This is a genomic window from Actinoplanes sp. NPDC049802, assembly GCF_040656595.1.
In the GTDB taxonomy this organism is placed as follows: domain Bacteria; phylum Actinomycetota; class Actinomycetes; order Mycobacteriales; family Micromonosporaceae; genus Actinoplanes.
The window spans coordinates 1-12552 of sequence record NZ_JBFAMR010000052.1 but is presented as its reverse complement, the minus strand read 5'-3'; the positions used below and the strand labels follow the sequence as shown (position 1 = coordinate 12552).

Annotated in this window: 7 protein-coding genes and 2 pseudogenes; 8 read left to right on the top strand and 1 reads right to left on the bottom strand. The window is 69.9% G+C overall.

From position 1 onward, the window contains the following. Positions 1-379 precede the first annotated feature (379 nt). Positions 380-1369 carry a nitroreductase family protein gene (locus tag AB0I88_RS28900; RefSeq protein ID WP_361031341.1) on the bottom strand — a complete coding sequence of 330 codons (990 nt, stop codon included), beginning with the start codon at positions 1367-1369 and terminating at the stop codon, positions 380-382. Positions 1370-1916: 547 nt separating this feature from the next. Between AB0I88_RS28900 and AB0I88_RS28895 the strand changes: the two genes are divergently transcribed. The 8 genes and pseudogenes from AB0I88_RS28895 to AB0I88_RS28860 all read left to right on the top strand — a co-directional run. Beyond that, positions 1917-3245: an ATP-dependent 6-phosphofructokinase gene (locus AB0I88_RS28895; protein WP_361031338.1), complete on the top strand. Its 1329-nt coding sequence runs from the start codon at positions 1917-1919 to the stop codon at positions 3243-3245. Between the two features lie 176 nt (positions 3246-3421). Further along, a complete protein-coding gene (locus AB0I88_RS28890; protein WP_361031335.1) occupies positions 3422-7564 on the top strand; it encodes a DUF3883 domain-containing protein in 4143 nt (1380 codons plus the stop codon). 257 nt (positions 7565-7821) lie between these two features. Then, positions 7822-8415 carry a histidine phosphatase family protein gene (locus AB0I88_RS28885; protein WP_361031332.1) on the top strand — a complete coding sequence of 198 codons (594 nt, stop codon included), beginning with the start codon at positions 7822-7824 and terminating at the stop codon, positions 8413-8415. 62 nt (positions 8416-8477) lie between these two features. Continuing rightward, a complete protein-coding gene (locus AB0I88_RS28880; protein ID WP_361031329.1) occupies positions 8478-8801 on the top strand; it encodes a hypothetical protein in 324 nt (107 codons plus the stop codon). Further along, positions 8798-10291, top strand: a complete 1494-nt coding sequence (locus AB0I88_RS28875; RefSeq protein ID WP_361031326.1) for a CHAT domain-containing protein — start codon at positions 8798-8800, stop codon at positions 10289-10291. Before AB0I88_RS28880 ends, AB0I88_RS28875 begins: the two co-directional genes overlap by 4 nt. 29 nt (positions 10292-10320) lie before the next feature. Then, on the top strand, positions 10321-12009 hold the full coding sequence (locus AB0I88_RS28870) for a tetratricopeptide repeat protein (RefSeq protein WP_361031458.1): 1689 nt from the start codon (positions 10321-10323) through the stop codon (positions 12007-12009). A 99-nt stretch (positions 12010-12108) separates the two neighbouring features. Beyond that, positions 12109-12174: pseudogene (locus AB0I88_RS28865) on the top strand (hypothetical protein); the annotation flags it as partial. A 12-nt stretch (positions 12175-12186) separates the two neighbouring features. Next, positions 12187-12552: pseudogene (locus AB0I88_RS28860) on the top strand (tetratricopeptide repeat protein); the annotation flags it as partial.

Genomic DNA, 12552 nt, shown 5'->3' with positions numbered 1-12552 from the left:
ATCCGCTGTAGTCGATCTTTTCGGCTGGTCGTCGGCGCTGCCTCGGAGCATTCGTGACAGCGCCCACGGTCGGCCGTAACCGCTCGGCTGGTGCTGGGTGCTGCCTCGACGGTGTGGTGACAGCGTTCACGGTCGGTCGAACACGATCAGGTGTAGCTGGCCGCCCGCGGCGGAACGTCCCGGTCCGGATGCTGCCGGGCGGACGGGCCCGGCGGGCGGCAGCCCCGATGGCGTCGAGTTCGTTCACCGGAGGTCCGCCAGGATGTCCCGTCCTTCGGCTTCAGGGCGGGGAGGAGGTCGAACCTGCCGATACCGTCGCCATACAGCACGCAGGAAGCTGCGGCTTGTCTCTCGCGCCGCCGGAGGGCCGGATCCCGGGTCAGGGCATGGTGAGAACCGTCGCCGGTGAGCGACGCGGTGCGGGAGACCCGTCCTCGGCGTATCCGAGGCGCAAGACCATCTGGGGGTGGTCGCCACCGACGAGCGTGGCGAGCGCGTCCCGGGTGGCCGGAACCTCCAGCACCTCGGTGTGGAACGACGCTTGCGCACCGTGGCAGGTCGCCAGCAGCAGCATGTGCTGCAGAGCCTCACCGGCGCGCAACCAGGAAGCCCTGTCGTCCCCCGGCGTGGTCAGCACGATGGTGGCCGCCGCCCGCGGTCCGGCGGCCGACCGAGGTGCCGCCGGCCTCACCCGGGGCGACCACCGGGAACCGAGGTCGCCCGCGACCGCCGGAGGCACGACGACACCGTCACGGTGCCCGCCCCAGGCCGGACGCAGCCACTCGGCGACCTCACGCTGCACGGCCGGCAGCCGACGCTGAACGCGCTGCGCGGCGAACGTCATACGGGACAACTCCGGCAAGCGGTGAGCCGGAAGAAGATGAACCCGGCAACCGGACCGGCGGGCCGCGCGGCGCAACCGTCCCAGCAGCTCAGGATCGACGGGAACGTCGGCGAACGGCCCACGGTGGGTCTGCCGGTGCAGCACCGCGTCGAACATGTCCAGCTCGACCGGGCTCGGCTCGCACGCCAGTGCCGGTGCGACACGAGCCAGCAGGGCCGGCTGCGCCGGATCCGGGAACCGATGGATCTCCGGACGAGCACCCAGCCACCGTACGCCGAGGACCAGCGTGGCCAGCGCCGCACCGCAGCTGATCACCAGCTCCCGGCCGTGCGGATCGGTGGCCGGCAGCGCTCTGTGGTGGTCGGCGTGCACCTCCAGGCCGCCGTCGGCGAGTTGCCGGAACCGCCACGGCTGGCTGTTGTACAGGGACGGAGCGCGGACCGCGGCGCCCACCAGCAGCATGGCGATGTCCGGCGTCAGAACGACTGTCTCCCGACCCCCCTGTTGCGCCGTGTCGATCACCATATCGGCTCCCTTTCACTGGCCCGGGACACCCACATTGGCTGCGGAGATACCCGCTCGGTAGGGCACCTGGGCCCCTCGTGCCGGGCAGGTCGGCGGCCGGGGCGAGCCGCCTTCCCGGGCGGCCGCTCACGGCATGGGGTTTCCGGGTGCCCTCATTCACTCGGAGATCGCTTACGGCGTACCTCCGTGTTGGTTTCGGGCATCTTCTTCGCGCGGGGCCGCTCACGGCGTACCTCTGCATCGGCTTTTTTGGGATCTCCCTCACGCCGGGTGGGTCACCGGGGGGAGGCTGGTCCGTGACATGCCGCGATCGGCGCGGGTGAGCGGCCCCACCAGGCCATGATCGGAAGGTTGTGGAAGATGTATCCCGGTGTTGAGCATCCGCCCGGCGCGACCGTGCCTGACCGACGTGACCGACGTGACTTCCGGCAGTCCGCGCTCGCCCCGGGCCGTTGGTCCTGTGGCTATGCTCCGCAACTGCTGGTCGGGTTACTCGGCTGACGCCGTCCGCCGATCCCGCGGCATGGAGAATATTTCGGAGGTCACTGTGCCGACGGTCGAAGCGGCGGACCTGAAGGTCCGCACTCTGGGGCCCTGCCGGATCGAGTCACCCTTGGCTCCCGTCCTGGACGGCAGGCGTAGCTCCCTGCACTGCGTCGACGAAGACGACCTGGTGCTCTTCGATGACACCCGGACGATGGCTTTGGCCCGTGGCAACGGCACGGACCAGCTGCCGGGGTTCGAACCGGCCGGCCCGCGCCGGCGCATCTTCTTCGACCCGGCCAAGACCCGAGTCGGGATCGTCACCTGCGGCGGCCTCTGCCCCGGCCTCAACGACGTCATTCGCGCCCTGGTGCTGGAGTTGACCTCCCGCTACGGGGTGAACCGCATCTTCGGCTTCCGCAACGGCTACCAGGGCTTCATCCCCCGCTACGGCCACGGCGTGATCGACCTCACCCCCGAGGCGGTGGCGAGCATCAACGAGAACGGCGGAACGATGCTCGGCTCCTCCCGCGGCGGGCAGGACCCCAACGAGGTCGTCGACTGCCTGGACCGGATGAGCATCAACATCCTGTTCGTCATCGGCGGCGACGGCTCGATGCGCGGCGCGATGGAGATCGCCCGGGTGATCGCCGAGCGGGGCGAGAAGATCGCCGTCGTCTGCATCCCGAAGACCATCGACAACGACATCCCGTTCATCGACCGCAGCTTCGGTTTCCAGACCGCGTTCTCCAAGGCCGCCGAGGCGATCGGGGTGGCCCATGTCGAGGCCACCTCAGCGCCGAACGGGGTGGGCGTCGTCAACGTGATGGGCCGGCACTCCGGCTTCATCGCGCTGTACGCGACGCTGGCCAACAGCGACGCCGACATCGTGCTGATCCCCGAGGTGCCCATCACCCTCGAAGGCGAGAACGGCCTGCTGCCCTACCTGCACCGTCGCGTCATCGACCGCGGGCACGCGGTGGTGGTCGTGGCCGAAGGAGCCGGGCAGGACCTGCTCGTCGGCGAACCGTACGCCACGGACGCCTCCGGCAACGTCAAACTGCACGACATCGGACCCTACCTCTGCCAGCGGATCAACGACTGGTTCGACGCCCGCAACACCGAACTGAACGTCAAGTACATCGACCCCAGCTACATGATCCGTGCCGTACCGGCCAACCCCTACGACAGCGTGTACTGCATCCGGCTGGCGCACGCCGCCGTCCACGCCGCGATGGCCGGGCGTACCGAGGTCGTGGTCGGCCGCTGGCACCGCCGCTTCGTCCACGTGCCGATCCCGTTGGCCGTCAGCCACCGCAACCAGGTCGACCCCACCAGCGACCTGTGGCTGTCCGTGCTCGAGACCACCGGTCAGCCGGCGATGTTCGACTGATCCCGCCGCTGGGTGCCGGCGTCCGTACGGCGGTTGACCCCGCGGTGACGGCGGCACCCGGAGACGGGCTCCTGCGGTGCTTGCCGCATCGAAGTGCCCACCTGTCCGAATCTCGTATGCCTGCTGCCGGTCGCTCTGAACTACATTCCTTTCGGACCGCCGGGAGGGGTACGGGGATGGATCAAGCGGCACGGCTGCGCGCGGAAGAGTTCGCGGCGATCACGGCCCAGGTGAGGGAGAACCTGCACCGTGGCCTGTTCAGGAGCCTCGACGAGCGCGGCGGCGCGCAGGAGCTGATCCGCCAGCAGTACTCCGGCCGCTACCCCTTCGAACTGCTCCAGAACGCCAACGACGCGGCGACCGCCGGCCGCGCCTGCTTCGTGCTGACCGACACCGCCCTGATCGTCGCCGACGACGGCCTCGGCTTCCAGGACGCACAGGTGGAGGCGATCTGCTCACTCGGCCGCTCCTCGAAAGACCCGGGCACGGCGGTCGGTCACAAGGGGCTCGGCTTCAAATCGGTCGGCGAGATCACCGACCGGCCCCAGGTCGTCTCGGCCGGCACCCGGTTCCAGTTCGACGGCGCCCGGCTGCACGGCGAGATCACCCGCCTCGCCGGTCCGCTGCCGGCCGGGCAGCGGCTGCCCGTCTACGCGTTCCCGTTCCCGGTCGAACCGGCCGACCTCGAACCCGACGCCCCGGTGATCGACGAACTGCTCGGCGACGGGCTCCGCACCGTCATCCGGCTGCCGCTGCGCGACGGCGTCGACCGGGACACCGTCGCCGGCCACCTGGTCACCCACCTGCGGCCCCGGCTGCTGCTGTTCCTGCCCAACATCACCCGGCTCGACCTGCGCGGCACCGGCGCCGACTTCTCCGCCCACGTCACCCGCGGTGCCGGCGGCCGGGTGTCGCTCGGCGACGAGGAATGGCTCGTCCACCGGCACGAGACCGCCCCACCGCCGGAACTGCTGGCCCCGCTCGGTGAGGCGTGGGCCGGGATCGAGGCGGTGCGCTGGTCCCTGGCCGTGCCGTTGGACGCCGACGCCCGCCCGCGTACCGACGAACTGTTCCCTATGCACGTCTACTTCCCCACCGAGGAGGAACCCGGCCTGCACGTGATGGTCCACGCCGAATGGGTGCTCGGGATGGACCGGCGGCAGCTCGCCGCGACACCCGAGGCGATGCCGTACAACCGGTGGCTCACCGCGCGGGTCGCCGAGTCGGCCGGGCAGCTCGCCACCGCCCTGGTGACCGGCTACGACGCCGTGACCGCGGTCGTCCCCGCCGATGCCGCGCCCACTCCCGGCGCCGGTGAGGCGCTGCGTGACGGCTGGCGTGAAATCCTGGCGGGCACGCCGTTCCTACCGGTCGCGGACGGGTCGCTGGCCCGGCCGGTCGACGTCGGGCTGCTTCCGGCGACCATTCCGGACGCCACCGTCGCGCATCAGGTCGCCGGCCTCGACGGCGGCCGGGCTCTGCGGCCCGACCTGGAGATGTCCGGGCCGGTCCGATCGTTCCTGACCGGCAGCGTTCGGGTCGAGGCGATGACCGTCAAGGAGTTCCTGACCCTGCTGCACCCGCCGTCGCCGGAGACCGCCGACCGCTACTACGGGTTCCTCGCCGACTGGCGGGACCAGGCGTCCGGGCGGCAGCTCGTCGGGTACCTGCGGGAGTCGCCGTGTGTGCTCACGGTCCACGGGGAGGTCGTCACGCCCGCGAACGAACCGGTGTTCTTCCCCCGGACGCGAGGTGACTCGCTGGTGTCGGTCGACCTGCCGGTGCCGATCGCCGAGGTGCCGCCGGTCGAGGGGGCCGAGGCGCTGCTCAAAGAACTCGGGGTTCGGCCGTTCGAATGGCGGGAACTGATCAGCACGTTCCTGCTGCGGATCCTCGCCGACCCATCAGCCGACCCCGAACAGCGAGACCAGGCGATGGCCGGGCTACGGGCGTATCACGAGGTGCGGCGGACCGGCAGCGAGAGCCTGGTGCCGGCGCTGGGCACAGTCCTGCTGCCGGCCCGGACGGCCGCCGGCGACCGGGTGGAGCTGCGGGCCGGCGCCACCGTGTATTTCGGGGCGGACTGGACGGGCTCGGAGGATCTGGAGGCGATCTACGGGCCGTTCGGGGACGCCGAGTTCCTGGCCGCCGAGGCTCCGGACGACTCCGACCAGCGGCACACCGACCGGGAGTTCTACGAGATGCTCGGCGTCCTCGACCATCCCCGCCTCGACGAGGTCCGCAGCGGATACACCAACCGATATCCGACCTTCGCCCGATGGCGTGCAGAGCCACAGGTCCGGGCGGCCGCACTGTGCCATGGCCGTGACCAGCCTCTGAGATCTTTCTACCACCTGGACCGGCACGAGGAGCTGGTCGCCAGCCAGAACGAGAGCCGGTTGTTCGCTCTCTGGCGGCAACTGGCCCGGCGGTGGGGCGACATCTACGAGCCCGCCATGACGGCGACCTTCCGCTGCGGGCACGGCTGGCACACTGGAGACCGGGCCCGGCCCTGTGACTCCATGTTCGCCTACACCCTCCGGTCCCAGCGCTGGGTTCCCGTCGCCAAAGGCGCCACACGCGAACTCGTGCGCCCCCAGGACGCCTGGATCGACCAGCACGACCTGCCGAGACGCATCCGGGAGCGCCTACCGCGGATTCATGGGGCCATGCACGGCACGAAGGGCGGGGTTGCCTTGGCCAGTGCCCTGCACGTCACCGACGCGGGTCGACCGCGCGCCGGTGACCTGCTGGCACTGCTCGGCGACCTGGCCAGGGAGGCGGACGATCTCGGCGAGGTCACCCGGGACGTCGAGCTGGCCGCCCGGTGGGTGCAACGGACCCTCGACGATGTCCTGATCAACGAACCCCCGCACGCCGACCCGGCGTCGGTACGGGTACTCGCACGGCACGACGGTCGGCTCGTGTTCGTCGCGCAGCCGATGTTCGCCGACGACCCGCTGCTGAAGGAGACGTGGGAGCGACATGAGCCGATGCTGCACGCCGACACCGGCCTGGGGCGGCTCGTCCGATACCTGTCGCTGGTCCGCCTCGACGATGTGGTGACCACCGTTCCGGAACCCTTCGTCGATCATCCGGCCGAGCCCGTGCAACGGGCCGTCACCGAACGGATCGAGAACGCCAAGCCCTACCTGCTGGCGCTGGTGCGGGCAGAGAACGCGCGGGCCGAGACCACGGCACGCAACGCCCTGAGCCGCCTGCGGCTTGTCCTCTGCGACGACCTGGTGCTCCGCTACGAGTACGAAGGCAGCTCCATCGAACGCGACGACGCCGTCTGCTACATCGCCACCAGCATCGAACGGCACGACGACCGGCCACACCGCGTCGGCACCGCCTATCTCGAACTCGACCGCGAGACGCGGGAACCGCACTGGTTCCCGTTCGGCCGTCAACTCGCCCAGCACCTCGACGCGCCGGGCCTCGCCGACGCCGTCACCATGGTCTTCACCGCTCGGAAAGCCGACCGGAAAAGCATGATGGCCGACCGGCAGATCCGCCCGGAAGACATCGACGAGGCCCGTGAGCTGCTCGGTCTCCCCGCGGAGGAGGACATCGGTCACATCCTCGACAACCTCGTGACACCGGCCGACGGCTGGCCCGCACCCGGCTTCTCTCCCGCCCCGGCTCCCGGTTCCTCTCCGCCCACCTCTGCCGATACCTCTCCCTCTCCCAACCCCGAATCCGCCACCGCCACCGCCACCGCCACCGCCGCGACCGCGGGCGCCGCCTCCGCCGGCCCTGCCCCGGCCGCTGATCCGATCCCGCCGGTCGACTACGGCCAGGTGCGCCTCGTGGAGGGGACCCCGGGTGCGCTTGCGGAGAAGTCCGTCACTGCACGTCACGGCGGCTACGGCGGCGCGGCCCCGTCGGTGCAGACCGACGCCGAGAACCGCCGGGTCGGCAGGCGCGGTGAGGAGATCGCCTACCACGTGGAGCGTGCACGGCTGCGAGCCGCCGGACAGGACCCCGACCTCGTCGTGTGGGAGTCGCGGATCAACGAGCTGTCGCCGTACGACCTCCGCAGCGTCGACGATGACGGCCGGACCATCTTCATCGAGGTCAAGTCGACCCGGGCGGACGATCCCAGCGAGCCCTTCCACATCTCCGGCGCCGAACTGCTGCAAGCGGCCGCCCACCGCGACCGCTACCTCGTCTACCGGGTGACCCGGACCGACACGGCCACACCGCTGATCACCCGGATCACCGACCCGCTCGGCCGGATCAACGACGGCAACGGCCGGCTGCTGCTGAGCAAGGCCCAGATGACCCTCGCCGTCACCGTCGGGACCGGCTCATGACCGCACCCGATCCGTTCAAGGAGATGGTCCGGGCGCGGTCGTCGGCGTCCAGGGCACGTCGGCGGACGACAGGAGCGGCCAGTGGACCATCGTGTGATCCCGGGACGTGCACCTGGGACGACCGGGAGTCGCCACCATGACCGCCGCCCACACCCCTCGGCCGGGCCCGGCGCTCCGCGGAACCGTTGAGCATCAGGAGCGGGGCATTCGGCGGGCGGGGTGGCCGGTTCGCAGAAGCCTGCCGGATCATGCCCGGGGTGAAGCTGTTCCTGGTGCGGCATGCGATGCCCGCGTTCGCTCCCGACGTTCATACGGCTGCCTGGAATCTGAGTAGCGAGGGCCGACGCGAGGCGAGGAAGCTCGCGCGGACATTGCCGACGGGCGCCCTGCTGGTCGCGAGTCAGGAACCGAAGGCGCGGCAGACGTTGGAACCGGCGGGCGCAGTGCACTCGGACGAGCGGTTCGGCGAGGTGGCACGAGACGAGCCGTACGAGGGCGACTTCCGGGCGCGTCGGCGCGCGTATGTGGCCGGCACGGACTACGCCGGCTGGGAGCCCCGGGACCAGGTATCGGCTCGATTCGCTGAGGGCGTGAGATTCTGGATCGCTCGGGCGGGGGAGCGACCGCTGGTGATCGCGAGCCATGGCATGGCCCTGACCTTGTGGCTGACGACGACGATCGGCCTCGCGGACCCGGGCGCCTTCTGGACCGGCCTTCGGCTACCTGACCTTCTCGCTGTCGATCTGACCGGCAAGCGGGTGACCCGGCCCGATCCGGCGATCCTTCGGGCATCTCCTGAGCCGGCCCGGCGTACCGACGCCGCCGGGCAGGCCCGGACGGCTGATGGGTGAGTCGGTTTCCGTTCTGGAGTTGATGGCTTTGCGTTGTCGGGGTGCGCTGTCACAGTGGAGCGATGAATCGCACGGCGGTCGTGGTGGACGGCTCGGTCGGGGTTGACGCGGCGGCGTTCGCGGCGGCGTGGGGGTTGGAGCCGGATGCGGGTGGGCCGGCTGAGACAGAGCAGGTCCCGGAGGGTTCCTTCCTGCCCGGTGTGGCGGAGCTGATCTGGGTGCCGTTGGCGGTGAACCTGGCGTCTGCGGTGGTGTATGACCTGGTACGGCGGGTGTTACGGCGGGCGGGTGCACCGCGGGAGGTGTCCGAGGTGGAGGTGGTGGAGTTCACCTCTGCGAGCGGGGACCGGGTGGTGGTGGCGAGGGCGCGGCGGGAGGTGTCGTGATCGACATCGAAATCCGGGAGGTGTCGGCCGCCGAGGACGGATCGTTCGGGGTTCGGGTTGATTTCGGCGACGGCGGCGGTGCCGACGTGACCGTGTCGGCGCCGCTGGACGACGCGGCCGAGAAGCTGCTGGCCTGGTATTTCGAGGAGCATCTGCGGTACCCGTTCTTGGACAAGGACCTGGAACGTGGGGCCGCCGAGCTGGTCGCCGAGTACGGTCGGGCGCTGTTTCGGCAAGTGTTCACCGGTGAGGCGGAGTTCGGATACCGGCGGGCGTTCGACGTGGGGTTCGAGGGTTACCGGCTGGTGGTACGGGGATCGTCCGGTTTCCAGCGGTTGCATTGGGAGACGCTGTGTGATCCGGACCGGGGCGAGCGGCTGGCGCTGCGGATGCCGGTCGTACGCCAGGACTCGCGGATTCTGCTGCAGTACCAGTCACCGGAGCCGGCCCCGACGTTGAACATCCTGGTCGTGACGGCACGGCCGTTCGGTTCCCGGGACGTCGGCTACCGGCTGATCTCACAGCCGTTGCTGGACGCGATCGGGCAGACCACCATGCCGGTGACAGTGGACCTGGTGCGGCCGGGGACCTGGGAGGCGATGCGTGACACGCTCCGCGCGGCCGCGCGGGACCGTGGCCAGGGCTGGTATCAGGTGGTCCATTTCGATCTTCATGGCGGGTTCGGTGCGCCGGACGAGTTCGCGGCGGGGGCGGGTTCGGGCCGGTATCTGTTCGATCCGGCGAGCGCGTCCACGCGGGGCCGACAAGGTTTTCTGTTCTTCGAGACGGGCAAGGCGGGTGTGGCGCGGCCGGTGCCGTCGTCGGATGTCGCGCGGTTGCTGGCGGAGCATCGCGTGGCGGTAGCGGTGCTGAACGCCTGCCAGTCGGCGATGCAGGACGGCAACGAGGCAAGCCTGGCCCAGGATCTGGTTGCGGCGGGCGCGCCGGTGGCGATCGGTATGGCGTACTCGGTCACGGTCAGCGCCGCGAAGCAGGCGATGCCGGTGCTCTACAGTCGGCTCGTCGCCGGCGACGACCCGGTGAAGGCCGCGTTCGAGGCGCGCCTGTCCTTGCACGACATGAAGGCCCGCCGTGGGCACTTCGAGCAGGACCTCGACCTGGAGGACTGGATCCTGCCGGTGGTGTTCGCCCGGCGCGAGCCGCGGCTGCGTTTGCGGCCGCTGACCTCCGTCGAGTCGGAGGCATTCTACCAGCGGCGGGAGCAGGTGAGTGTGGCGCCCGCGGTGAAGTACGGGTTCGTCGGCCGCGACCTCGACCTGCACGCGCTGGAGCGTCTGCTGTTGATCGACCCGCGTGGTGGCCAGGCGCTGGTGCGGGGATGGCCGGGGCTGGCAAGTCCACCCTGCTGGCGCATGCCGGTTGGTGGTGGCAGCGGACCGGACTGGTGGACCAGGCATTCCACTTCTCCTACGAGCACCAGGCATGGACCGCCGACCAGATCGTCCGGCATATCGCGAAGCACCTGCTGACAGCGGCCGAACTCACCGACTGGGAGTCGATGAGCCCCGCCGCGCAAACGGGGTTGGTCACCGCCCGGCTGCGCGCCGCCCGGCATCTGATCGTCATCGACAACGCCGAGTCGATCGCGGCGAGCCCGGCGGCGATCCCGCATGCACTGCCCGATCTCGAACGCGACCGGTTGGTGCGGTTACTGGCCGGGTTGCGAGGCGGGCGAACGTTGCTGCTGGTCGGATCCCGGGAGGACGAGGCCTGGCTGGCCGGTTCGACGTTCGCCGGCAGCGTGTACGACCTGCCGGGTCTGGACCCGCAGGCCGCCGCCGACCTGATGGAACGCATCCTCGACCGGCACGGCGGTACGCAGTGGCTGAGCGAGACCACCGAGCAGGTGCAACGGGAGGCGTTGACCGACCTGGTTCGCCTACTGGACGGCTACCCGTTGCCGATGACCGTGGTCGTGCCGCAACTGGCCGATACCCCACCGACGCAGGTCCTGGCCGAGTTGCGGGCCGGGCACGAGAACGCCGATCCGACGATGGCCGCGCGGCGGGCGATCGAGTACAGCCACGGCAAGCTCGACCCCGTCCTGCAGAAATCCATCCTGCTGCTGGCCCCGTTCACCGCCAGCATCCCGGTCCCGGTGCTCGACGCCTACGTCGAGGCGCTACGCATCGATCCTGCCGGTGTCGATCTCGATCCTGTGGACCTGCCGGCCGCTGTCGCCGAGTTGCGCCGTGTCGGTCTGGCGGCCGAGCATCCGACCATGGTCGGTTTCGTCCAGATCGTTCCGATCCTGCCGTACTTCCTGCGGAACCGGCTGCGGGACAACCCCGCACTGGAGCAGACGTGCGGCAACGGGCACTACCTGCTGTACACCGCGCTTGCTGCCACCTACGAGAAGCTGCTCACCGGCAACGACCCTCGTCAGAGGGCGACCGGCCAAGCCGTGGTCAAGGCCGAATACGCCAACCTCACCGCCGCTGTCGATCATGCCCGGCGTACGCGGCAGCCGGTCCTGGCCCTGATCCGCGCTCTGAGCCACTATCTGGACCAGACTCAACAGCACGGCACCCGCCGGAGCCTGCTGGAAGTCGCCATCGCCTGCCACCCCATAGCAGAAACCCCAGACGAACAGTGGGAGCTACTAGACCTGCACAACATGGCCGGCCATACAGCCATGGCCCAGCACCGACTCGGCGATGCGGCCCAGCACTACACCACCGAACTGGCCATGAAACAAGCCCTCGGTAACCGCCGCTCCGAAGCCGTCACCTACCACCAGCTCGGCAGGGTTGCGCAGGAGCAGCGGCGTTTCGGGCAGGCCGAGCAGCACTACCGGCAAGCCCTCGACATCGACCTGGAGTTCGGTAACCGGCACGGCGCGGCGCGCACCTACCACAATCTCGGTGTGGTCGCGCAGGAGCAGCGGCGTTTCGAGCAGGCTGAGCAGCGCTATCGGCAAGCCCTCGACATCCTGCTGGAGTTCGGTGACCGGCACGGCGCGGCGCGCACCTATCACCAGCTCGGTGTGGTCGCGCAGGAGCAGCGGCGTTTCGAGCAGGCTGAGCAGCATTACCGGCAAGCCTCGACATCCTGCTGGAGTTCGGTGACCGGCACGGCGCGGCCGGCACCTATCACCAGCTTGGCTGGGTCGCGCAGGAGCAGCGGCGTTTCGAGCAGGCTGAGCAGCATTACCGGCAAGCCTCGACATCCTGCTGGAGTTCGGTGACCGGCACAGCGCGGCCGGCACCTATCACCAGCTTGGCTGGGTCGCGCAGGAGCAGCGGCGTTTCGAGCAGGCTGAGCAGCATTACCGGCAAGCCTCGACATCCTGCTGGAGTTCGGCGACCGGCACAGCGCGGCCGGCACCTATCACCAGCTTGGCTGGGTCGCGCAGGAACAGCGGCGTTTCGAGCAGGCTGAGCAGCATTACCGGCAAGCCCTCGACATCAAGCTGGAGTTCGGCGACCGGCACGGCGCGGCCGGCACCTATCACCAGCTCGGTGTGGTCGCGCAGGAGCAGCGGCGTTTCGAGCAGGCTGAGCAGCATTACCGGCAAGCCCTCGACATCAAACTGGAGTTCAGTGACCGGCACAGCGCGGCCGGCACCTATCACCAGCTCGGTGTACTCCTAGCCGAACTCAACCGACACGGCGCCGCCGTCACCACCCTGCTGTGGGCCGGCCCGGAGGGGGTGCTCGGCTACTACGCCGAGCTGGACCTGCCGCACGTGCTGGTCCGTCCGGGCAGCGACCTGGACGAGTTGCGCGCC